This window comes from Burkholderia sp. 9120, assembly GCF_000745015.1.
GTDB lineage: Bacteria > Pseudomonadota > Gammaproteobacteria > Burkholderiales > Burkholderiaceae > Paraburkholderia.
On sequence record NZ_JQNA01000002.1, the window covers coordinates 5877098 to 5899274 of the forward strand.

The 22177-nt window shown below is 60.4% G+C and carries 21 protein-coding genes; 8 read left to right on the forward strand and 13 right to left on the reverse strand.

Annotation, left to right across the window (positions count from 1 at the left end):
* Positions 1-191 precede the first annotated feature (191 nt).
* Positions 192-1787 carry an FAD-dependent monooxygenase gene (locus FA94_RS34130; protein WP_035563936.1) on the reverse strand — a complete coding sequence of 532 codons (1596 nt, stop codon included), beginning with the start codon at positions 1785-1787 and terminating at the stop codon, positions 192-194.
* A gap of 210 nt (positions 1788-1997) precedes the next feature.
* Entirely contained in the window at positions 1998-2915 is a 918-nt protein-coding gene (locus FA94_RS34135; RefSeq protein ID WP_197070274.1) for an AraC family transcriptional regulator, read from the reverse strand.
* A gap of 101 nt (positions 2916-3016) precedes the next feature.
* Here FA94_RS34135 and FA94_RS34140 point away from each other — a divergent pair, with 101 nt between their 5' ends.
* From FA94_RS34140 to FA94_RS34150, 3 genes are all read left to right on the forward strand, one after another.
* Positions 3017-3766: an SDR family oxidoreductase gene (locus tag FA94_RS34140; protein ID WP_035560143.1), complete on the forward strand. Its 750-nt coding sequence runs from the start codon at positions 3017-3019 to the stop codon at positions 3764-3766.
* A 56-nt stretch (positions 3767-3822) separates the two neighbouring features.
* Positions 3823-4581 (forward strand): SDR family oxidoreductase, encoded by a 759-nt coding sequence (locus FA94_RS34145; RefSeq protein WP_035560146.1) that lies wholly within the window; start codon positions 3823-3825, stop codon positions 4579-4581.
* A 68-nt stretch (positions 4582-4649) separates the two neighbouring features.
* Entirely contained in the window at positions 4650-5237 is a 588-nt protein-coding gene (locus FA94_RS34150; protein WP_081936295.1) for a septal ring lytic transglycosylase RlpA family protein, read from the forward strand.
* A 33-nt stretch (positions 5238-5270) separates the two neighbouring features.
* Here the strand turns inward: FA94_RS34150 and FA94_RS34155 are convergent, their stop codons facing one another.
* Positions 5271-6368, reverse strand: a complete 1098-nt coding sequence (locus FA94_RS34155; RefSeq protein WP_176060523.1) for a DUF4919 domain-containing protein — start codon at positions 6366-6368, stop codon at positions 5271-5273.
* 318 nt (positions 6369-6686) lie between these two features.
* Positions 6687-8876: an ATP-binding protein gene (locus tag FA94_RS34160; protein WP_051981067.1), complete on the reverse strand. Its 2190-nt coding sequence runs from the start codon at positions 8874-8876 to the stop codon at positions 6687-6689.
* Positions 8877-8967: 91 nt separating this feature from the next.
* On the opposite strand from FA94_RS34160, the gene FA94_RS34165 reads away from it, so the two are divergent.
* The 3 genes from FA94_RS34165 (at position 8968) to FA94_RS34175 (ending at position 12463) form a co-directional block, all read left to right on the forward strand.
* The gene (locus FA94_RS34165) at positions 8968-9708 is read left to right on the forward strand and encodes a DUF429 domain-containing protein (protein WP_035560154.1); all 741 of its coding nucleotides are present in this window, start codon (positions 8968-8970) and stop codon (positions 9706-9708) included.
* A gap of 53 nt (positions 9709-9761) precedes the next feature.
* Positions 9762-10262 carry a GNAT family N-acetyltransferase gene (locus tag FA94_RS34170; protein WP_051981069.1) on the forward strand — a complete coding sequence of 167 codons (501 nt, stop codon included), beginning with the start codon at positions 9762-9764 and terminating at the stop codon, positions 10260-10262.
* Between the two features lie 260 nt (positions 10263-10522).
* Entirely contained in the window at positions 10523-12463 is a 1941-nt protein-coding gene (locus FA94_RS34175) for an SMP-30/gluconolactonase/LRE family protein (RefSeq protein WP_035560159.1), read from the forward strand.
* A gap of 60 nt (positions 12464-12523) precedes the next feature.
* Here the strand turns inward: FA94_RS34175 and FA94_RS34180 are convergent, their stop codons facing one another.
* Genes FA94_RS34180 through FA94_RS34190 form a run of 3 tightly spaced genes read right to left on the reverse strand, consistent with a single transcriptional unit; the run spans position 12524 to position 14269 of the window.
* Positions 12524-13369 (reverse strand): MBL fold metallo-hydrolase, encoded by an 846-nt coding sequence (locus FA94_RS34180; RefSeq protein ID WP_035560161.1) that lies wholly within the window; start codon positions 13367-13369, stop codon positions 12524-12526.
* Between the two features lie 20 nt (positions 13370-13389).
* Positions 13390-13716, reverse strand: coding sequence for a tautomerase family protein (locus tag FA94_RS34185; protein ID WP_035560164.1), 327 nt, complete (start codon positions 13714-13716; stop codon positions 13390-13392).
* Between the two features lie 7 nt (positions 13717-13723).
* Positions 13724-14269, reverse strand: a complete 546-nt coding sequence (locus FA94_RS34190; protein ID WP_035560167.1) for a hypothetical protein — start codon at positions 14267-14269, stop codon at positions 13724-13726.
* 165 nt (positions 14270-14434) lie between these two features.
* Here FA94_RS34190 and FA94_RS34195 point away from each other — a divergent pair, with 165 nt between their 5' ends.
* Complete coding sequence (locus tag FA94_RS34195; RefSeq protein WP_035560170.1) at positions 14435-15331, forward strand: LysR substrate-binding domain-containing protein; 897 nt, start codon at positions 14435-14437, stop codon at positions 15329-15331.
* Positions 15332-15344: 13 nt separating this feature from the next.
* Here the strand turns inward: FA94_RS34195 and FA94_RS39670 are convergent, their stop codons facing one another.
* Positions 15345-15716: a hypothetical protein gene (locus tag FA94_RS39670; protein WP_156126770.1), complete on the reverse strand. Its 372-nt coding sequence runs from the start codon at positions 15714-15716 to the stop codon at positions 15345-15347.
* Here FA94_RS39670 and FA94_RS34205 point away from each other — a divergent pair.
* Entirely contained in the window at positions 15610-16893 is a 1284-nt protein-coding gene (locus FA94_RS34205) for a methyl-accepting chemotaxis protein (protein ID WP_286166119.1), read from the forward strand. The two genes, FA94_RS39670 and FA94_RS34205, sit on opposite strands and share 107 nt — an antisense overlap.
* Before the next feature lie 57 nt (positions 16894-16950).
* Here FA94_RS34205 and FA94_RS34210 read toward each other — a convergent pair whose 3' ends face one another.
* The 5 genes from FA94_RS34210 to FA94_RS34230 form a co-directional block, all read right to left on the reverse strand.
* Positions 16951-17973 carry an alpha/beta hydrolase gene (locus FA94_RS34210; RefSeq protein WP_035560176.1) on the reverse strand — a complete coding sequence of 341 codons (1023 nt, stop codon included), beginning with the start codon at positions 17971-17973 and terminating at the stop codon, positions 16951-16953.
* A 60-nt stretch (positions 17974-18033) separates the two neighbouring features.
* On the reverse strand, positions 18034-18459 hold the full coding sequence (locus FA94_RS34215) for an organic hydroperoxide resistance protein (RefSeq protein WP_035560179.1): 426 nt from the start codon (positions 18457-18459) through the stop codon (positions 18034-18036).
* Between the two features lie 159 nt (positions 18460-18618).
* Complete coding sequence (locus FA94_RS34220; protein ID WP_035560182.1) at positions 18619-19185, reverse strand: TetR/AcrR family transcriptional regulator; 567 nt, start codon at positions 19183-19185, stop codon at positions 18619-18621.
* A gap of 96 nt (positions 19186-19281) precedes the next feature.
* Positions 19282-21555 (reverse strand): xanthine dehydrogenase family protein molybdopterin-binding subunit, encoded by a 2274-nt coding sequence (locus FA94_RS34225; RefSeq protein ID WP_035560185.1) that lies wholly within the window; start codon positions 21553-21555, stop codon positions 19282-19284.
* Positions 21556-22083 (reverse strand): (2Fe-2S)-binding protein, encoded by a 528-nt coding sequence (locus FA94_RS34230; RefSeq protein WP_035560188.1) that lies wholly within the window; start codon positions 22081-22083, stop codon positions 21556-21558.
* Positions 22084-22177 lie beyond the last annotated feature (94 nt).

Below are 22177 nucleotides of genomic sequence, written 5' to 3' on the forward strand. Positions count from 1 at the left end.
CGAGCCTACCCGTTGAACAAGAAATGAGCACGCTAATGCGTCTATATGTCAGTTTCGTTACGGCCAATCATTAAAGAAAGGATCCTCGAAAGTGAAACGGGAGGTCGATCCGCTGAAAGGCCTGTTGCAAACGTTTTCCTCGTTGTTATTAGCTTTTTGCGATTATTTGAGCGTGCGTTGCGTCTCGGCGACTACTGACTTGCGGGGCTTCGTAAGCAGACAACATCCCGAAGATAACGCTCCAGTGATGTCACATCCGCTGACGTGCCCCGCAGCGCGATCACCTGGTCAGGCCTGATCAGCACCCAGCCGTCGCCGTCGCCTTCGAAGCGGTAGCGCCGGCGCGCTTCGCCTGCCGGATCGTCGGCGGTATCGAGCGGTACGCTTTGAACCGCGTCGCCGAACGGCGCGACGATGGCTTCGGCATGCGACGCCTCGCCGCCGCGAAACACGACCAACGTATGACGTGCATCCAGCAGCGGCCATAGCGTCCGCTGTTGTCCGTCAGTTGCATGAGTCCAATGCAGATCGAGCGCGCGCGTGCCCGGAAAACCGCGCGCAGGATGCCCCGACGCGCCGCCAAGCGCGACCAGCGGACCATCGTGATAGGTGATATCCGTCTCGGCCATCTCGGTTCGCAAGCGTTCCTGCAACGCCGGCACGTGGTCGAGTACGGACACGGCCGCGTCGCGGGCAAGACGCGCGAGTGGATGCGGCGCCATGCCGACATGCAGCAGTCGCGCCGCGTTGTCGATCACATGGCGCGCCACCGGCCGCCGTTCGGCCTCGTAACTGTCCAGCAGCGTGGCGGCCTCGCCGCGCCCCTGGAGCACGTAAGCGAGCTTCCAGCCGAGGTTCGCCGCGTCCTGGATGCCCGTGTTCATGCCCTGCCCGCCCGCCGGACTATGAATGTGTGCGGCGTCGCCGGCGAGAAACACGCGGCCCTCGCGATAGCGCGCCGCAAGCCGCTCATTGATTCGAAACGTGGATAACCAACCCGGCTCCGACAACGTCGCGTTCGGCGGCCCATGGCGCGTCACCTTCTGCTGGAGTTCATCGAGAGTCGGCGGTTCGTCGCCTCGCGACGTTGCTTCGTCGCCGACGCGGCGGCTAATCACGCGCCATACGTCGTGCGCGAACGGAAACAGCGCGACCGTGCCGCCGTCGTGCCACCAGATGTGAATGCTGTGCTGATCGAGTTCGGCGCCGTCGATACGCACGTCGCCGAGCAGATACGTGTCGGGCTCCGTATCGCCTTCGAACGCGATGTCGAGGGCATGGCGCACCGCGCTGCGCGCCCCGTCGGCGCCGACCAGCCACGATGCGGCCGCTTCCTCGATCCGGCCGTCCGCCTGTTTTAGCGTGGCCGTCACGGTATCGGCGGTTTCGCTCAGGCCGGTCAGTTCCACGCCACGCTCGATCACGCCGCCCATCTCGACGAAGCGTGCCGTGAGAATCGCTTCGGTGCGCGACTGCGGCAGCAGGAGAGGATCGGGATGCGCGCTGTCGATGCCGTCTTTCATGGACACGCGCGCCAGCCGGCGAGCGCCGTCGCCGAAGGTCACCGCGCTCATGGCGACGGCCGCCTCGTCGAACGCCGCGCCGACGCCCAGGCCGCTCAACAGCTCCAGGCTCGCCGGCCACACCGCGAGCGCTTTCGACAGGTCTGCGGGTTTCTCCAGCCTGTCGATCACCCGCACCGCGATGCCGTAATGGCGTAGCGTCAGCGCCAGTGTCAAACCGGTCGGCCCGGCGCCGACGATCAAAACCGGAACGCGATGATCCATGGTCAGTTCCTCGTAAAAGTTGGCGGCTTCGGCGTCGCGGGGCGTGATCGAAGACCGGACGGCCGCGCGGACGCACAACAGTACCCTCAGCCTGGTAATCTTTGGCGCGGAACGCAAGGCCTAATGCTCGGCAATCTACGGGCCTGGCGCATGACTTGTTTCGCGCTATGCGCAGGTTTCGTTGCGGACGCACCGAGCCGGACGCCCGTTTTATGCGCCGTTCGCCACCGCCTGTTCCTCGCGCGCGTACTGCGCAGGCGGCCGGCCAACATGCCGCGTGAACGCGACGCTGAAGGTGCTGGCCGAGCTGTAACCGACACGCTGCGCCACTTCGGCGACGCGGCCTTCGTTGCGACGCAACAGGTCTTTCGCGAGCGCCATGCGCCACGCGAGCAGATATTCCATCGGCGCGACGCCGACCGCGCGGCTGAAGCGCTCGAAAAAAGTCGACCGCGACAACGCGGCTTCTTTCGCGAGTTCCGCGACCGTCCACGCGTGGGTAGGGCGTTCGTGCATGCCACGGATCGCCGCCGCGAGTCGGCTGTCGGCGAGTCCGCGTACCAGGCCCGGCGACGCATTCGTTCCCGCCGTCGAGCGCAATGCCTCGATCAACAGCACTTCCAGCAGCCGCGACAGCACGACCTCGCGCGCGGGCCGTTGCTCGTGCGATTCCTCGCGCACCAGTTGCACCAGCGTGGCCAGCCGATGTTCGCCGCGGACATGCACGATTTGCGGCAGCAGCGAAACCAGCAACGACGCATCCGGCGAGCCGAAGCGGCAATGGCCCGCCATCATGCGCGTGTCGATCGGGCGGTCCGGCGCGCCGATTCGGTATTCGCCGTTGCCGAGCGCGAGCGGGTCCGACGTCTCGACGCCCGGCGGCGGCGGCTCGAGGCTGGAGATCGCGACGCCATACGCCGCCGGAATCAGGACGAAATCGCCGGATAGCAGTTCGAGCGGCGCGTGTCCGTCGATCGTGATGCGGCAACCGCCTTCGAGAATCGCGCAGTAGAACGGCTGGCCTGCATCTGAACGACTGATGCGCCAGGGGCTCGCGCTGTGGACGAGTTTGGAGAACCGCGCACTGGGTTGCAGCAGCGTCACGACTTCGGCCAAGGGATCGATCATCGCCGGACTCCTGCAAATGAAATTCGGATTGTCGATTGTAGCGAGTACGGCGTTGGCGATCTATCGTATGAGCACACCCCAACCCAATCATCGGAGTTTTTATGAAAACCGTGCTAATCACCGGCTGCTCTTCCGGCTTCGGCCTCGAGATCGCCCGCTACTTTCTGGCGCGCGACTGGCAGGTCATCGCGACGATGCGCGCACCACGCGCCGACGTGCTGCCGCCTTCGGAGCGCCTGCGCGTGCTGGCGCTCGACGTCACGAATCCGGACAGTATTCGCGAGGCCGTCGAGGCCGCCGGTCCGATCGACGTGCTGGTCAACAACGCGGGTTTCGGCGCGGCGTCACCGGCCGAACTCGTTCCGCTCGCGACGGTGCGCGAGGTCTTCGAGACCAATACCTTCGGCACGATTGCGTTGACGCAGGCGGTGCTGCCGCAGTTTCGTGAGCGCCGGGCGGGCGTCGTCGTGAATGTCACGTCGAGCGTGACGCTGAAGGCGCTGCCGCTGCTCGGCGCGTATCGCGCGAGCAAGGTGGCGGTGAACGCTTTCACGGAGTCGATGGCGCTGGAACTCGAACAGTTCGGCGTACGAGTGCGTCTGGTGCTGCCGGGACGTGCGCCCGACACGCGTTTCGGCGAGAACGCGCGTGCTCATATGCATGGTTTCGAACACGAGGCTTATGCGGGACTCGTGAAGAGCGTCTTCGCGCAACTGCAAGATGCGTCCGCTCCAGTCACCCACGCGCAGGACGTCGCAGAAGCGGTGTGGCGCGCAGCGACCGATCCGTCTTCGCCGATGCGTATTCCAGCGGGCGCGGATGCCGAACAGTGGGCAGCTGAGGCTCGCTGACCGAATGGCGCGCGGCTCGCTTGTTTCGAGCCGCGCAATACGACAAGGAGATTCTCATGCAGGACAAACCTATCGCCCTCGTCACTGGGGCTAATCAAGGTATCGGCCTTCAGATCGCCAGGGATCTCGCGGCGCAAGGCTTCACGGTGCTGGTCGGGTCGCGCGATGTCGAGCGCGGCGAAGTAGCAGCCAGAGAGGTGGGCTCGGACGCCCGCGCGCTTCAACTCGACGTGACGGATCAGGCTTCGATCACGGCTGCGGCGGAACGTATTCGCGTGGAACTGGGCCGCCTCGACGTGCTCATCAATAACGCCGCCATTTCGAATACGAACAAGCAGCCCGGTCAGTCCGTCGAGGAGTACGCGAGGACGACTCGCCCGAGTAACGTATCGCTCGATGAAATGCGCGCGGTGTGGGACACCAATGTGTTCGGTGTTCTCGCTGTCTATCAAGCGATGCTGCCGCTTCTGCGGCGAGCGTCGGCGGCCCGGATCGTCAACGTGTCGAGCGGCGTGGGCTCGCTGACGACGAACTCGGACCCCGCCTTTCCGTACCGTGCGATTTTTGGGCCGGTCTATCCGGCGTCGAAGACAGCCCTCAACGCGTTGACCTTGGCCATGGCGCTCGAACTGGAGCCGGAAGGGACCAAGGTCAACGCCGTTTCTCCGGGCTTCACCAAAACGAACCTTAATGGTTATGCAGGTACGGAGACGGTCGAAGAAGGTGCTCGGGAGGCGGTGCGTGTCGCGCTGCTCGGCGCGGACGGCCCGACAGGGACATTCACGCGATGGGAGAACCAGACGATTCCGTGGTGAGTAAGCGTCAGGCGTTACTTTTGCTACTCAGGTCATTGCTGCTTTCGTCTGGCTGAGGAGGAGTAGCAATGGAAACGAATCTTCATACCACGGCGAGTCGGCTATCGACGCCTTTCGTCGACGCCGACTTGACTCGTCTACAGCACAGCCAACGAGGAAAGCTTCGAGCGTTTCTGCTGCTTCTACTTCTCGCGCTCTTCTACGGGTTAAGTACCGCGCTTGCGCAGCAACAGGCGGCCCCCATCGACACCACGCACGCGAACCATAAGGCCGCGAACAACGCCCCGCTCGATCGTTCCGGCAAAGCGCGCAAAGGCACAGCCTCTTACTACGGAAAGAAGTTTTACTCGAAAGAAATGGCCGACGGCACGCGGATGAATCCTCAGTCCAATGTTGCCGCGAGCAAGACGCTGCCGATCGGCACCAAGGCCAAGGTCACGAATCTGGACACCGGCGCAAGCGCGGTGGTGGTGATCAAGGATCGCGGCCCCTATGTCAAGGACCGGATCGTCGATGTGTCGCCCAAGACCGCCGATAAGCTCGACCTGAAAAAGAACGGCACCGCGCCCGTCGAAGTGAAGCCGGTTGAAGTGCCGCAGTCGGACGGTAGCGTGAAGCCGGGTGCGGGCGCGGTGCAAACGCCGGGCGGGAAGTAGGCGCCCGGGTGTTTGGGACTCACCGTCTAGTTGTCACTGAGCCGCGACAGGGATTTCCCGATTGAAAACCTGAGTGACTTCAAAATAGAAAGTCTGACTGTGCCCGCTCGCGTCGACTGCATCTAGCAAGTCGTAGCGGGATTCTCCGTTTTGCACCAGTTGCTGCCTCGTGACGCGCAGATTCTTGGCGCGGACCCACGCATACTCTTCCGATGTAGCGACAATATGAACGGCCGTGTCCTGACTCAATCCATTGCCGCTGTGTGCGATATCCTGGTTAATACCGAACAAATACAGCCGCATCTTCATTTGAGTCTCGACGTCTCCAGATTTGCCCAGCAGGAAGCTATAGGCGGCAATGAAGTCCGTGATGGGTATATCCTGGATAGGTCGAATTTTTTCAACTTCCCTGATCTTCGCAAGCGCTCCGTTGATGTCACCTTGCTGCGCGAGCTGAAGCGCGTCGCGCTCCGAGTTAGTGCACAGGTAGGCCAATTCGCCGTAGTTAAAACTTTTATCATTTAGAAATCTGACGCGTGCCTCATGCGCCTGCTGCAAAGCGGCGTAATATTTCCCGTCTTTCGCGCTAACCGGCAGCGGATCATAGATACCTGCCTTTTTGTTGAGTGACGTCACAATTCTTGAATTCAACAAAAAATACGCAACCGGCGATTTACCGACGGTCGACGGCCCGGTATAAGAAACGACCTGGAGATTTTCGTTGTGGTAGGGGTATGTCTGCAAGCCAGTGATACGTAACGATTGCGAGCGCAACCATTCCGTGACTTCATTGATCGTAATAACCCGTACTGGATCGTCCGGCGTGGCGCCACTTCCGGTGCGCTCTTTCAGAATATCCGCCAGCGCAACAGCACGTTGACGACAAGCTTCAGCATCATCTTGCTTTGCTAGTTTCGCATAGAGCTTCGCGCATTCCATCTGTACATCGTAGCTAGGGAATTGCGGCAGCGGTGCGTACTTCTCCAGGACCCGAAGCCGGCTAATGGCTCCCGTGTCGTTGCCGGCCTGATCGAGGGCCTCCGACTCTTTAACCGTCGCCTGAATTTCCCTCGACAGCGCCTCCAGGTCGATTTTTTCGTCCTGTGCGAATGCCTGACGCTGCGATTGCAATTGCGCAGCGATCGAGTCCGGTGTGTCAGCGAAGCTATTTCCGCAGAACGAAATGCAAAGAAGACTGATTACCCACCCCATCCTGCGCATAGCGACCCCGAGTTAAAATTTTTTGCTCATATTGAGCCAGCGGCAAAGGTAACCTTCGGGGCACTCAAAATCAAGAGACGTCGGGATGACACAGATTACGCCATGTAATAACAACGCGCGGTTCCGTGGAAAACGAATGTTAATGACCGTTATGCGTCGCGAACAGAACGGCCCGCTCGCGACGTATGTTTCCGCATGGTTTCCGAATGAAAGGAAACGTGGGTTCGATTACACACTCGGGTCGATTATCTGCGCCGGCAGATGACCGACACACTGACACAGCACTTCGCAAAGCTGCTCGAAAGAAACGGGTTTCACGAGATGACACTCGAATCCCGCCTCACGCGTTTTAACGCGGTCGTCCGCTTGGCCCCACCCCGTCAGCGCAACCAATGACGTTTGCGCGAGCTGCGTGCGTGCGCGCAACTCGCGAGCGAGTTGTATCCCGTCCATGTCCGGCATGCCGATGTCCAGCACCGCGACGCGCGGCTCGAACTCCTTCACGGCTTCGAGCGCGTCAGCGCCGCTATGAACCACGCGGGTCGTGCAGCCGCTCATGTCGAGCAGCATGCCGAGGCTCATCGCGGAATCGACGTTGTCGTCGACGATAAGAACGCGAAGACCTTCGAAGCGCATCGGCTCCGTCACTCGGGTGGACGATTTCACGTGTACGGGTTTCTCCACAATCGGCAGATGAACGGTGAATGTGCTCCCCAGACCTCGTCCGGGGCTTTCGACGGCAATATCGCCGCCCTGTAGTTCCATCAATCGTTTCGCGAGCGCCAGGCCAACACCCAAGCCCTCGCCGCTAGCTTGAGGCGCGTCGAGTCGCTCGAACAACCGGAACAACTTCGGCAAATCTGTCGCGGCGAGTCCGTTGCCGTTGTCCGATACGCGAATCACCACGCGGTTCTCGTCGCGGCCAATCTCCAGTTCGATGCGACCGCCCGACGGCGTGTACCGCGCGGCGTTGTTCAGCAGGTTCGACAGCACCTGCGTGAGCCGCACCTGATCGGCGTGGACGTACAGCCGCTCCGGCGGATAACGCACGTGCAAGGCATGGCCGCCTCGATCGAGCAACGGCCGGCTCAGTTCGAGCGCCGAACGCACGGTATCTTCAACGTCGATCTCCGTTCGCGACAACTGCAACGCGCCGCTGCTGATGCGCGCCACTTCCATCAGATCGTCCACCAGTCGAACCATGTGATCGACTTGCCGGTCGAGCATGTCCAGGATCGGCAACGAAGTCTCGGCCGCGCCCGCACATCGCAGAATCTGCAGGCCGTGTCGAACCGGCGCGAGCGGATTGCGCAACTCATGCGCGAGCGTGGCGAGAAACTGATCTTTCATGCGGTCGGCGTCGAGCAGCTTTTCGCGGCTCTCACGGAGCGCGTGCTCCGCTTCCACACGAGCCGTGACGTCGCTGGCTGCGCCGAACCACTCGACGATCTTGCCGTCGGCATCGAACAGCGGCACCGCGCGCGAGTGCGCCCAGCCCCATGTGCCATCGACCTTCGCGACGCGGTGCTCGAGCTCGAACATCGAGCGCGAATCGAGCGCCAACTGGATCGCGGCGAGCAGCCTGGGTTGATCCTCGGCATGAATGTAGTTGCGCACCCAATCTTCGCTGACGTCGGTCGTATCGCGCAGAAAACCGCGACCGTCCAGCGCCCGCATTAATTTCCAGTCGGGACTCATGCGGTAAAGCGAGTACGACGTGGCGGTGACCAATGCGCGCAGACGCGCCTCGCTCAGACGCAGGGCGTCTTCCGACCTCGCACGCTCGATCAGATCCGCGGTCAGTCGCGCCATGATGTCGATCAGCCCCAACTGCCGTTCGTCGGGTTCGTGGAAACGGCCCCAGTGTGTGGAGATCATGCCGATGAAGGCGCCGTCGCGAGAACGTAGCGGCGTAGACTGCATGGCCTTGATGCCGGTCTCGCGAAACACGTCGAGATCGACCGTGTCGCAAAACGGCGCGTGATGTTCAATGTCGGAGACCACCACGCGTTCGCCGGTGGCCCACGACTCGCCGCAACTGGTCGTCGATTCGATCAGGACCGTGCGCCAGTGGTCAGCCGCGTGAGCGGTAAAGCCACTGTGCGCGAGAAGGTGAAGATGGGGTTCGTGCTCGCCCGCTGACATGTCAAGCATCTGCAGGCTGGCAAAGTCCGCGCTCATCAGCACACGGGCTGTCTCGACTACCTTCGCGTAGAGCGACGGCAGATCGTGACGTTCGAGCAGGGAAAGCGATAGTTCGTGCAGCAGGCGGCTGTCGTTGAGATCGGCGGGCAACGAGCCTAGCGGCTCGGCGCTGTCGTTGTCGCTACGGTTGTCGCCGCGGTTGTCGTCGCGTACGCTTGGGTCGCCGCGTAGCCGGGATTCGATCGGCTTTACGATTCCTGGAAGTGGCGTCATTCGGCTTGGAGGCGTTGGTTTCGTTGATGCATTATAGGTCGGCTATGCGGGGGGATTGCCTGCGCGTTTTGCGCACAACCAGGATGGGTGAATGACAAGAGACAATGGGCTGGCGCGGGACATCGTGGGCGTGGACGGCTGTAAGGGCGGTTGGTATGCCGTCAAGCGAGATCACAAGACGGCGGAAATTCACACTCGCGTGTGCGCTTCGTTCGACGAGCTGCTTACCTGGGCGCCTGCCCCGGCGATCGTAGCAATTGATATTCCCATCGGGCTCTCGTCCGATGGCAAACGGCAATGCGACGTGGCCGCCAAGGCGGCGCTGAAGTGGCCGCGTAGTGCGTCGGTATTCCATACGCCCGTGCGGCAAACGCTCGGCACTAATTGCTACCAGGAGGCTTGCCGGCGACACCGCGTGGTCACGGGCCAGGCGATCTCAAAGCAGGCGTTCAACATCCTTAAGAAGATCGCGCAGGTCGATATGGCGTTGCAAAAGTCAACTGTCGACGCTGCACGGGTCTTTGAAGTACACCCGGAGTTGGCCTTCATGCAACTCCGCGTGGAGCAAGGGGGATCGCCTGGTGGGATAAGCGAGTCGAAGAATAAGCCGGAAGGTCATCAGATACGCAAGGCGTTACTCGATGCGGAATTCGGCGCGGCGCTGAATGCCGCTCTAGCCGAACGCGTAGCCCGTGATGCAAGCCTGGACGATATCGTCGATGCATTCGCCGCGCTGTGGAGCGCGAAACGCATCGCCGAAGGGAACGCTTGCAAGCTGCCGGAAATAACGGTGGTGGACGCAACGGGTTTGCCTATGGTCGTTCGTTACTGACAACGCTCTCTTATTGAATCGTCTCTCACTATCTAACGGATCGGAACCCTGACATGCAGCCAACCATCGACGAACTCCTCGCGCTTGATTTACTCACGCTACGCGAACACACAGAACTGGCTGGCGATGTCTTCGATGCCGATCAGCAACGCTTGCGCTTGCAACAGTCACTGAACAACAGCGAGGTGTGCTCAGTGCAACGCGCAGGCAAACTGGTCGCCTACGCAATGCTTCGACCTGAGTCGGAGAACTGCTGGTTCGTGGGCGCGTTTAGTACGCATCCTTTGCACCGAACCTCCGCGGTTGTATCCGAGCTGCTTGCGAAAGTCGCAAGGCTCGCACGCGAACGGGGCATTGCCGAGTTCAGAAGCCACGTCTACAAGACCAACCGCCTATCGGTCGCTTTCCATCGCAAACTCGGCTTTCAGATTACCCGTGAGAACGAGAAGGCTTTCGAGTTCTTCACGTCGGTATCGACACTCGGCGAGCGGCCCGCCATTCGGCGTGCAGCCGACACAGCGACGACGGCTATGCCTCCGACACCGGACAATTAATTGTCCGGGGCGTGCGTGCCGATCACCGCATCGGGCACTACGCGAAACAATGCCTTATGCATGACCCAAGAGGTGCCCCACAGGAAACGATCGCGCTTCGCGCATGACCGCAATGCCCGTCCGTATGCAAAGTCGAGATGCGAGCTTGTAAAGGAACAACGAGTTACCTATGTTCCTACGTGGGTCGCCGATCACGAATTTGAAATCTGGCTGGCCGACTATTCTCGTGAACGATCGCCACATTCCGGAGAGCATCCATCATGGTCGAGAAAAAACGGATTCATGCCGCGCTCCTTATCGCTGCGTTCACAGCGATCGCCACGGTTGCACCGGCGTGTCCAGCGGAAAACACGACCGACTGGCTGGCGAACACCTATGGCACCCTCGCTGCCCACGTGGGTAACACCGCGCGCTCCATGTGGGTCGCGCCCGAAGGCGTGATCTATACGGCCTCCATGTGGGACGAGTACGAGGGCGGCGTCGCGTTCTACCAGGCCGGCAAGAGCCTCGGCTCGATCGGCGCGCACGGCGAGTTTCAGGGCAGCGCGATCACGGGTAATGCGACGTCGATCTTTGTGGCACTGCAGCCCGGCGGAACTTACGGAACCGGTGCGGTGGGACGATACAACCGCACCACCAAGGCTCGCGATCTGTTGATTCAGGTGAGCGCGTTCAACAACCTGCCGCGAGTCGACGTCGTGACTGGACTGGCCACGGCGGGCTCCCTCCTCTATGCCAGTGATTTCTACGGCAATCGCGTTCGGATCTTCACTACGGCCGGTATCTGGCAGCGGGACATCAACATCACCGGGCCGGGCGCCCTCGCCGTGGATGGCGCAGGCAACGTTTGGGTCGCCCAGAAGAGTGAAGGCTCGATCGTCGAGTTCAGTTCTACCGGCGCGTTGCTGAACACGATCCGGATGCCAACCGGCTCGCAGCCCTCAGCACTGTATTTCGATGCATCGTCGGGGCAACTCGTGGTCGGGGACCAGGGCCCTGACATGAACATCAAGCGCTACAACCTCTCAGGCACACCGGTGCTGGCCAGTACATTCGGCATTCAAGGCGGCTATCTCGACACCACGACGGGAATCAAAGGACAGGTCGGCGACAAGCGCTTCACTCGCGTCGTCGGCATCGGCAAAGACACCGCCGGCAACCTTTATGTACTCAACAACCCGTGGGGCGGAAGCTGGGACCTCGGCCGCGACGGTGGCACCGACATTCACGCTTACAGCAGTACCGGTCACCTGCAATGGAAGCTTCAGTCTCTCAACTTCGAGGGAATCGCCGCGCCGGACCCGGCCACCGACGGCCTCTACTTCTATAGCGGCACCAACATCTACGCCGGCACCGCCGGGGGAACCTTCGTAGCGAACACGGTCGATCCAATTGCCTATCCGTCCGATCCACGCATCAACATCAACGATCGCTCACGGGACGAGCACTTCGGTCTGCTCGCCAGCGTCGGTGCAAACCGGATTCTCGTGGCGACGGGCCAGAACCCTGACACCTACTACTTCTTCCACTTCAACGCGGCGAATGGCTACATCGCCATACCGGACGCCACCCTCCCCGGTCCGGCGTTCAACACAACGGCATCGGTCAGAGACGGGTTCTGCATCGACAGCAAGGGTGGCGTGTGGGCTGGCCTCGACAAGACCGGGACCCTCTACCACTATCCGCTAATCGGCTTCGACGCCAGCGGCAAGCCAACGTGGGGACCCGGTATCCCTATTGCCATTCCCGACAGCGTCAAGCCGCTGACGCGCATCGTCTACCTCGCGGACAGCGACACCATGATTCTCGGGCAAGGCGTTGTCGGGGGAACGGACTGGACGGCGATAGGTACACGGATCGAGGTATATCACGGCTGGAGTGCGGGCAACACCACCAAGCCCAATCCCGTGATTAACCTCCCGCACGTCGGCGCCAAGTCGATTGATGCGGTCGGCAACTATCTATTTGTCGGCTACTGGTTCGGGAGCGGAGAAGCTTTGCCGAACATCGACGCTTTCAATCTCGGTACAGGCAACCTGGACACCACGCTGGTCAACACCAGTACCCGTACCGTCGACACCAGCAGCGCCATTGATTCGATGTACGGCGTCAGGGCGTATTTTCGATCGACAGGCGAGTACGTGGTCACGAAGAACAATGTGAAGGGGTCAAGCATTACGGTGTATCGATGGACGCCTTGAGGGGGTGGTTCGTTGATTGTCACGGCATAGCGGTGTTCGTCATTACTTCTGCGCGCGGCGTCAAGCTTCGGTCTCGTAGAGCAGACCGTAGCTGCCGCTCGCTCGCTTGATTCGCGCGAAGCCGAGTTCCCCCAAATGCATACCTGCGATCAACAATCCCTCTGTACTGACCCGGTCCAGAAGCCGTGATCGTGTGGTCGCTGCCTGGGTCGGGTCTTGATCGAATGCAATCGATACGTCCGGCCGTGTTATCTGGATGTGCGGAAAATGGACAATATCTCCCCATACAAGCAGACCCTGATCTCGGGACTCGATAAGATATCCGGAATGCCCCTCTGTGTGCCCAGGTAGCGACATTGCGCTGATTCCGGGAAGTATCTCTCCCTCATTGAAAGTACGAAGCTTGTCGCGGTAACCGTCGAACACTTGACGCGCTATCAGGAAGTTACCGCGGGCACGTTCGCTGGCACGACTCAGATTGCCGTCGTCCTGCCAGAATTCGACCTCTCGCTGATGAGCAACCAACTCCGCATTCGGAAAAGTAATGTGTCCGGCTGTGTCGACCAGTCCTCCAACATGATCCGGATGGGCGTGTGTCAGCAGGATGGTGTCGATCTCGGATGGCTCGACACCAGCAAGCTGCAAATTAGTTATCAGGCGACCACCCCATTGCTTGATGCCTCCAGCCCCACCATCGATGAGAATGGTGCGGCCCGCCCCGCGTACCAGGTAGCAGTTGATATGCACAGCAGACGGCTCCTTCTGCCCTGCATCGCTTTGCATTCTGGAGGCCTCGGACGAGTCGATGTTCGAGAGAATGTCCAGGCTGGCGGTGAGGTAGCCGTCGCTGATGGCGGTGATCGTGAAATCCCCGACTCGCTGACTTGGAAAGTTAAGGGTAGACACAGTGCTTCTCCAGAGACTTTCTAATTTCGTGCGTGAATGTTCGAGGCGGCATAACCAAAACAACGGATGCGTGCAGTGAAACCCGTGCTGCGCAAGATGATGTCGTCCAAGGCTTCCATGAACCTGTTCATGACTGCGGGCGTACGAAACGTCTCAAGGCGGTATTGGACCTCCGCGAAGGCGGCATATCCGTGTCCCTGCCGAACGTCCACGTAGATGACATGAACGTTGTTGAGGTCCGCTTCGAGAACACTCGTACAGAGTTCGGTGCAGTCGCGGGAAAGCTTTGAAAGCCTCTCATCAGACGGCATTTGCCCCTTGGGCATATAGAAGGTGACATTGGGCATCGCGGATCTATCTTTCCTGTTCTGTCGAAACAGGGCGGGAGCTTGTCAGTTGTTCCGTCATCGGCGAATAGAGGTGGACGCGTTCAGACAGATTCTCGGCAGGCGGAGCGTTTCGCCCAGGCAGTCTTGCGAGCCAGCGGTGTTCCGGAGACTTCTCCAACGCAACGGCTCGTATGGCCAACGGTGTGAGACCCATGTGGATCAGCGGTTCCGGGCCGCTTGCACACAGCACGAGGAGTTCATCTGCATTTACCGCCGGCGCAAGGCTGATACCGCTATAGAGATTTCGGTGCCAGTCGGTGATGTGTTGCTGCCACCTTGCAAAATTGCCGCCGCCTTTCTGGCGATATTCCTCTCCCGCTAGAACATCGAGTCCGTCAATCGTGTGGATGGCCAGGTAGAGCGGGCAACCATCGCTTAACGACCTGAAGCGCTGCGACGTGTGAAAGCCACTCACTGAAATGAGGGCAGGCAGTTTTTCGAGGCTGTAGAAGTCGTTCCACTCGGCTTCGCTGGTGGGATCGGAGAAACTGCATTCCACGGTGTAGATCATCAGATTGTCCTTCGCGACGGATGAGCGTGTTGCAGCAAACGGTTCATGTTCATTGCAGTAACGTCATGCTAATCTGAGCTTTCCCCTGTATATAGCGATATAAAATCAGCCTTCAGTGACATTCACTCAAGCTGACGTTAAATGCATTCCCACCGGCGAGATTCAATGCGACGCAAGATCCCAAGCAATTCCGCGCTCCTGGCTTTTGAGGCCGCGGCTCGACACGGCAGCTTCGCCCGCGCGGCCGAGGAATTAGCGCTGACCGAGGGCGCCATTAGTCGTCAGATTGGTCGATTGGAAGTGTTTCTAGGTGTCGCTCTGTTCGAGCGTGTTGGAAATCGGGTTCGGCTCGCACCCAACGGCACGCGATACGCGGTGCAGGTTCGCGAGACTCTCGATCGGTTGGAACGGGACAGCCTTTATCTGATGGGGCAGTCCAGCGACGGCGCAAGTATTGATATCGCCGCCATTCCGACCTTTGCCACCCGCTGGCTTATCCCACGGCTGAAACGCTTTCAGAGTCAGCATCCGAACATTACCGTGCATATCGCGGAACGTATGGAACCGTTCATTCTTGCTGGTAGTGGTTTCGACGCAGCAATTCATTTTGAGCATCCGGCATGGGCGGGTATGCGATTGCATCCTCTGCTGGAAGAGGTGCTTGTACCCGTCTGTAGCCCGGCGCTTCTCGCCGATGCCGATGCGAATGTTTCGCTGGATGAACTGCCGCGCCTTCATAGAAGACAAAATCCGGACGCGTGGCAGCTTTACGCAGAAGAGGTCGGCATCGTGCTGACTAATTCAGCGGTTGGCGCACGTTACGATCTTCATTCCATGCTCATAGAAGCGGCGCTAGCGGGTTTGGGTGTTGCGTTGGTGCCGCGTCTTTATATCGGGGCAGAGCTTGAACAAGGCCGTTTGGTCGCGCCTTGGCCGGAGAGCAAAACGATTGCCAAGAACTTTTGCCTCGTTCTTCCTGAAGCGATCGAATTGAGTGAAGAACCACTTCAGGTATTTGCGAAATGGATTCTTCATGAAGCCGGGAGGCTTGGCGATTTGTAGCGTCCCATAACGATCAAGCAAGTGCCAGAAGCTTTCGAAACATCTCGTCTCCCTTTGGTGTGACGCTGACGAGACGAGACTTGGGCGAGCGGACGATCCAGCTTTGGCCAACGTAGAGTTTGAGCATATGCGTCCCCAGTGCGCCGCCCAGATGCGGGTGCCGTTGCGTGAGATCGGCACATGGACGTGCGAACACGCGACGTTCACTTTGCGCCGAACCCAGATCGATGCCAAGCGCACGCAACTGCTGCACGCCGGACCGGGTGGCGACCAGTTCTGTGTCCTTCCGTCGCAACCAACGCGCCTTCATCATCGAGGCAAGTACGCCCACCACCCGCACCGACACCACCAGAACCGCACCCATCCAGTGCATCACTGCCCCCATTCATTCCTTCCGCCCACCCTCCCAGCCCAGCCAAACGTTTGCCTCCACCGCAATCACGCCAACAAAACACCAACCTCACCCGGCCCGATGCTTGCTTTTATGTAACTACAAAACAGCAACCACCGGGACCACCACCATGTCGAACCCGCTCGAAATCGTCGAACTGACTCACCACGTCAAAAAGCTCGCCACGGGAAAGATCTCCGACATCAACGACATCAACCGCGAGACCACCTTCCTCGCCCTCAACGCCCTAATCGAAGCCGCCCGCGCCGGCAACGCCGGCCGAGGCTTCGCGGTCGTCGCGAACCAGGTCAAACACGTATCCGCGCGCATCGGTGAAATCACAACGGTACTCAACAGAGAACTTGCGGGATCCTTGACCAAGCTGACCGATCTCGGCGACAGCATGATCGAGCGTCTACGCTCACACGAAGGCCAACGCTGCGCCGACCTTGCACTGAATATGATCGACGTGATCGATCGCAACCTGTACGAACGCTCTTGCGACGTCCGTTGGTGGGCCACTGACTCGGCAGTGGTCGACTGCCTCGCTACCGCCACCCCGGAAACACGCGCCCACGCATCGCACCGCTTGTCGGTCATTCTCGACAGCTACACGGTCTACCGCGACCTATGGATCATCGACGCCGAAGGCAACGTCGTCGCCAATGGTCGGCCGGACACCTACGCAGTCCACGGCCGCAACGTCGCCGACGCAAGCTGGTTCCGAAGCGCGCTAAAAACCCCATCGGGAGCAGACTTCGTTGCTGGGGACATCGAGTCCTTGCCGCTGCTGAAACACGCTCAAGTTGCCACCTACGCCACCGCGATACGCGAGAACGGCGCAGTCGACGGCAAGCCGCTCGGCGCGCTGGTGGTCTTTTTCGATTGGGCGCCGCAAGCATCGGCGGTTGTCAAAGGCGTGCGTCTGACCGAAGAAGAATGGCGACGCACGCGCTGCATGATCGTCAACGCGTCGCATCGCGTGATCGCCAGTTCGGATGACACAGGCGTGCTCGACGAGCAGTTCCGCCTGAATACAGACGGGCGGTCGGCCGGCTTCTATCAGCTATCCGACGGACGCACGGTTTCGTTCGCCGCGACGCCCGGCTACGAGAGCTATCGCGGCCTCGGATGGTATGGCGTCATCGTCCAGTCGCCGGCAACGGTATAAGCCCAATCAACCACCCGCGGCCCGATCACACCCCCCATCAAGCCGCGGCACACACACTTATTGCAACCGTGCCTTCAACTCATTCGCGAGTTGACGAGTAGCGGCCTTCGTCGGCGCATCATTCGCCAGCACATTCAGCAAACCAAAATCATGGATCGTGCCGTCATACCGCACGGTCGTCGCTTCATCACCGGCCGCATCGAGTTTGCGGCCGTAAGCCTCGCCCTCATCACGCAAGACATCATTCTGCGCAACCTGAATCAACGCGGGCGGCAGTCCCTTCAACTGATCCACCGACGCGCGCAACGGCGAAGCATAGATCTCGTTGCGCTGATTCTGATCCTTCGTGTACGCGTCCCAGAACCACTTCATCATCGGACGCGTCAGGAAGTGCCCTTCCGGAAAAGCGTTATACGACCCATCGTTGAAGTTGTTATCCGTGACGGGCCACATCAATCCCTGGAAACGAATGTCCGGACCGTGCTTGTCCTTCGCCATCAAGCTGACCACCGCCGCCATGTTGCCGCCCACGCTGTTACCGACCACAGCGAGCCGATTACCGTCCACACCGATTTCACTGCCATGCGCCGCCACCCACTTCGTAGCAGCATAGGCCTGGTTGATTGCGACCGGATAGCGCGCCTCGGGCGAAGGCGTGTAGTTCACGAAGACTGCCACCGCGCCCGACTGCACCACGAGATCACGCACCAGTCGCTCGTGCGTCGGGAAGTCACCGAGAATCCAGCCGCCGCCGTGGAAAAACATGAAGACCGGCAGCGTGCCCGTCGCGCCCTGCGGCTTGACGATGGTAATGGGCACGCTGATGCCGTCCTGTTCGATCGTCTTGTTGGACACGTCGATACCGGAGAGGTCGACTTTCACGCCGCTCTGCGCGCCGACCAGTACCTCGCGGGCCTTCGCCGGCGAGAGCGTGTTGATTGCCGGCCCTTTTCCGCTGTTGAGCGCGGCGAGGAACTGGCTCGTGACGGCGTCGGGCGTTGCCGGGCTCGTCGTAGCGGCGAAACTCGTGTTGGCGGCGAGAACGGCGGCGGCAAGAATGAGGGGCTTGAAGGTCTTCATGGTTCGCTACTTCCAGTTGATTAGTTGAGTTCGTTTAAAGGTAAGACGGGATTCGGCCGCTCAAACAAGCGTGAGCGTGACGTCGATATTTCCGCGGGTGGCGTTCGAATACGGGCAGACCACGTGGGCCTTGTCGACGAGCGTCTGAGCCGCTTCGCGCTCCATGCCCGGCAGCGAAATCTTCAGTTCGACTTCGATACCGAAGCCGTTCGGAATCGCACCGATGCCGACGCTGCCGTCAATCGCGACATCCTTCGGAAGGGCGATCTTGTCACGCGCCGCGACGAACTTCATTGCACCGAGAAAACACGCGCTGTAACCCGCGGCGAACAACTGCTCGGGATTTGCGCCCTCGCCGCCGGCACCGCCCAGTTCACGAGGCGTGACGAGCTTGAAGTCGAGCTTGCCTTCGGGGACGACCGCACGGCCGTCACGGCCTCCGGTGGCGTGAGCGTGAGCGCGGTAGAGAACGGTTTCAATCGACATGATGAGACTCCTAAAAGTTTGATTTATCAATCTACTACTAGATAGATTTGCACTAACACAAAAACTTGAAATCCATTGCTTCCCCTACATCACTTATCTACATGTAGATAGACAAGCGGGCCAGATAAAGAGGTGGCTCGCCACCTCCTTTCATTGCAATTACCCGACAACCTTGACCGTGGTCTCGACGTCTTCAAGCCGGGCCTTGGTCTTGAACAACCGGCTCGCCAACACGCTGCCCTGATAGGCGGCAAAAAGCGCCCGTGCGGCGTTCTCAGGCTTACCGTTGATCGCCAGCGTTCCTTCTTCAACGCCTTGCACCAGCACTTTGGTGAGCCAGCGCTCGTTAGCCTTGAAAAAGGCCTGCACTGCCTGTCTGATGTCGTCCGGCAGCGACTCGATGTCAGCTGCGAGCATGCCGCACAGGCAGATCTGATCGCCGTCGCCCAAGGTCTTGCCGAACAGCTTGGTGTACTTGCTGAGCTTGGCGTCCGCGGGCAATGTGTCGCCAATCGCGTTCATTGAACTCAGCACTTCGTCACTGTACGAACTGACCGCTTCCAATACCAGATCGTCTTTCGACGGAAAGTAGTAGTGGATGCTCGCCGTCTTGATTCCAACCAGGTTGGACAAGTCACGGTAGCTGAAACCGTTGTAGCCGCGCAGCATGATGAGCGTGACTGCGTGGTCCAGAATCTGCGAGCGTACGGGCGATGGCGTGTTCATGGACTGCACTTTATCTACCTGTAGATAGGTAGTCAAGCGTTTTTTTCGCCCGTGCGTGACACGGGCGCTCGTGGGTTCAAAACGGTCTGGGTCGACCTATGCGCTGGCTTTCACCTTGACCGTGGCGTGAGCGCCCACCTTGCTCAAATCAAACGGGGTGTCCCTCAACCGCTGTCCCGTCAACCTGAACACCGCATTCGCCACCGCCGGCGCAACCGAAGGACTCGACAACTCCCCCACCCCACCCGGCTTCGCCAGATCGCCTTGCACGATCTGAATATCGATCTCCGGCATATCCGTCATGCGCATCACGCGATAGGTATCGAAGTTCTTCTGCTCGACCTGCCCGTGACGAATATCGATGCGATCGCCCATCGCGTGTCCCACGCCCCACATCAGCCCGCCGTACAACTGTTCCTCGACGCCACCCGGCGACACTGCCAACCCGCAATCCGCGACGCAGGTGAGCTTGTCGATCACGACGCTATCTCCGTTACGCTTCACTCGCGCAACCACGGCCACATAGCTGCTGTATGCCTGATTCGTCGCCACACCGAGCGCCGTGCCAGGCGGCAACGGCTTACCCCAACCGGCTCGCGCGGCGGCCTCACGCAGAACAGCTTGATGTCGCGGGTCTTTCATATGCGCGAGCCGAAAATCGACCGGATCGCGCTTGCCCGCATGTGCCGCCTCGTCCATGAACGACTCAACCGCGAACACGTTCGGGATATAACTCACCGCGCGATACCAGCCGGTCGGCACGCCGGTTTCATGACGCACCCAACCGATATCGACATGCGGCGCGTCATAAGCGAACTCATACTTGCTGATGGCTTCGGTAGTGCTGTAGTCCATCCGGTCAGGACGATCGAAGTAACCCGGCTCCCATTGTTCCGGCGAAGCCGGCATCACCGCACGCAATTGCAGCGTGCTCAGATTGCCGTGCATATCGAGCACGGCTTTCCCTCGGTGATAACTCGCCGAATGATAGTAAAGCGCGCGCATTTCATCTTCACGGCTGTTCATCAGCTTGACCGGTTTACCGACCTTCAGCGCGAGCCACGTCACTTCGAAGAGCCAGTACTTCGATTCGCGCGACCCGAAGCTTCCGCCCGACACGAGCTCATGCAATACGACGCGATCCGCGGGAATAGCGCCGATCACCTCAGCCGCCTCCCGTACCGTCGAAGGCACTTGCAATCCGCCCCAGTACTCAATGCCACCGTCTTTCGCCCACGCGGTAACGTTGATCGGTTCCAAAGGATTCTGCGCTTTATACGGCATCGAATACGCCGCCTCGATCACGCGCGCGCCATGCGGCCATGCGGTGCCCGCGTCGCCGTGCTGAATAGTCGGCACGACACGCGCGGCGGGATCGTCCAGCCATCTGGCCTGCTGCGCGGCGAGCGTGCTGCTGTCGAAAGTCTCAAGCGGACTGTCGTCCCACTCCGCCCGCAACGCGGCTTGCCCTTTATGCGCCGACCAGTAATCATCGGCTAACACTGCAACGCCCGCCTGATTGCCGCCGAGAATATCCGGCCGCCCTGGAATCTGCACGATCTGCCGCACGCCGGGCACGGCCAGCGCATCTTTCGCATCCACGCTACGCACACGCGCGTTGATCACCGGCGCTCGCGTGACCACCGCCACGAGCAAACCCGGCAACAGCACGTCGATGCTGTACGGAAACGCGCCCATCGCCTTCTGCGCCGCGCCGCGTTTCTTCTGCAATTTGCCGATGTATTTGAACTGGGACGGATCTTTCAACGCGACGTCTTTCGGCGCCGGCAATTGCGCGGCGACGCTCGCCAGCGAACCATAATTCGCGCGCTTGCCGCTCGCCGGATCGACCACGAAGCCGCTGTCCGTCGTCAACGACGACGGCGCCACATTCCACTGTTTCGCCGCCGACGCAATCAACATCGCCCGCGCGGTCGCGCCCGCACGTCGCAAGCGATCGTATTCGAGCGACACGCTGGTACTACCGCCCGTCGAAAACACTTTCCACAGCGGATGAATGTATTCACCAAAAAACGGATTCTCTGGCGTGATCACATCGACACGAAACGGATCGACGTCCAGCTCTTCCGCTACCACCGCAGCCAATGCGGTGCGCGTGCCGGTGCCCGAGTCGTGCTTGTGGACCACCAGTTTGATCGTATCGTCGGGCAGCACGCGGACCCACGCATTCGGTTCGAATTCGCCGGGTAACGGCTGCGGATCGCCGCTTGCGTTCTCGCCTTTAGCCAGCGCTTCGGGCAACTGGAAACCAATCGCGAGGCCCGAGGCCAACAACGCCGAACTCTGCTTGATAAACCGACGTCGCGCTGCGCCGCGTGCGCTTGCCAGCGCATCTTTATCGTTGCGCATTCAAGCCTCCTCAGCCGCAGCGTGAGCCGCGCACGCCGCCGCGCATGCAGGCATCACCACCTCGGCCAGTGCCGGATCGCCCGACGCCGCTCGCTTGATCGCCTTGCGAATCCGCGAGTACGTACCGCAGCGACAGATGTTCCCCGACATCGCCGTCGAGATGGTTTCATCGTTGACGGTCGGCTTATCCTTGAGAAACGCGGCCGCCTGCATCAACTGGCCGGACTGACAGTAGCCGCACTGCGGCACATCCTCGGCGACCCAGGCCAGTTGCAGCGGATGCCGGCCGTCCTTCGACAACCCCTCTATCGTCGTAATGTTCTTGCCGGCCACCGCCACCGCCGGCAGCAAACACGAGCGCACCGCCTCACCTTCCAGATGCACCGTACACGCGCCGCAAAAACCCCCGCCACAGCCGAACTTCGTGCCGGTCAACCTGAGCCGGTCGCGCAACACCCACAACAGGGGCATGTCTTCCGGTACATTGTCGAGCGAGTGCCGCGTGTCGTTGACCACGATCTCGATCATGCGCTGTCTCCTGAATGTCGTTGTGCGGCGCGGCGCGTGCGAGGGCCGCACGGGCCGCGTGCTTGCGGCCATTATTGAAAGCCGTTAAGCCCAG

Bases quoted from the DNA above. Each gene is read 5' to 3' on its own strand.
- FA94_RS34210 (WP_035560176.1), bottom strand. From the start codon at position 17,973: ATGAAGACCTTCAAGCCCCTCATTCTTGCCGCCGCCGTTCTCGCCGCC.
- FA94_RS34145 (WP_035560146.1), top strand. From the start codon at position 3,823: ATGCAGGACAAACCTATCGCCCTCGTCACTGGGGCTAATCAAGGTATC.
- FA94_RS34215 (WP_035560179.1), bottom strand. From the start codon at position 18,459: ATGTCGATTGAAACCGTTCTCTACCGCGCTCACGCTCACGCCACCGGA.
- FA94_RS34170 (WP_051981069.1), top strand. From the start codon at position 9,762: ATGCAGCCAACCATCGACGAACTCCTCGCGCTTGATTTACTCACGCTA.
- FA94_RS34140 (WP_035560143.1), top strand. From the start codon at position 3,017: ATGAAAACCGTGCTAATCACCGGCTGCTCTTCCGGCTTCGGCCTCGAG.
- FA94_RS34225 (WP_035560185.1), bottom strand. From the start codon at position 21,555: ATGCGCAACGATAAAGATGCGCTGGCAAGCGCACGCGGCGCAGCGCGA.
- FA94_RS34185 (WP_035560164.1), bottom strand. From the start codon at position 13,716: ATGCCCAATGTCACCTTCTATATGCCCAAGGGGCAAATGCCGTCTGAT.
- FA94_RS34230 (WP_035560188.1), bottom strand. From the start codon at position 22,083: ATGATCGAGATCGTGGTCAACGACACGCGGCACTCGCTCGACAATGTA.
- FA94_RS34175 (WP_035560159.1), top strand. From the start codon at position 10,523: ATGGTCGAGAAAAAACGGATTCATGCCGCGCTCCTTATCGCTGCGTTC.
- FA94_RS34165 (WP_035560154.1), top strand. From the start codon at position 8,968: ATGACAAGAGACAATGGGCTGGCGCGGGACATCGTGGGCGTGGACGGC.
- FA94_RS34195 (WP_035560170.1), top strand. From the start codon at position 14,435: ATGCGACGCAAGATCCCAAGCAATTCCGCGCTCCTGGCTTTTGAGGCC.
- FA94_RS34130 (WP_035563936.1), bottom strand. From the start codon at position 1,787: ATGGATCATCGCGTTCCGGTTTTGATCGTCGGCGCCGGGCCGACCGGT.
- FA94_RS34160 (WP_051981067.1), bottom strand. From the start codon at position 8,876: ATGACGCCACTTCCAGGAATCGTAAAGCCGATCGAATCCCGGCTACGC.
- FA94_RS34190 (WP_035560167.1), bottom strand. From the start codon at position 14,269: ATGATCTACACCGTGGAATGCAGTTTCTCCGATCCCACCAGCGAAGCC.
- FA94_RS34220 (WP_035560182.1), bottom strand. From the start codon at position 19,185: ATGAACACGCCATCGCCCGTACGCTCGCAGATTCTGGACCACGCAGTC.
- FA94_RS34150 (WP_081936295.1), top strand. From the start codon at position 4,650: ATGGAAACGAATCTTCATACCACGGCGAGTCGGCTATCGACGCCTTTC.
- FA94_RS34135 (WP_197070274.1), bottom strand. From the start codon at position 2,915: ATGATCGATCCCTTGGCCGAAGTCGTGACGCTGCTGCAACCCAGTGCG.
- FA94_RS39670 (WP_156126770.1), bottom strand. From the start codon at position 15,716: ATGGGGGCAGTGATGCACTGGATGGGTGCGGTTCTGGTGGTGTCGGTG.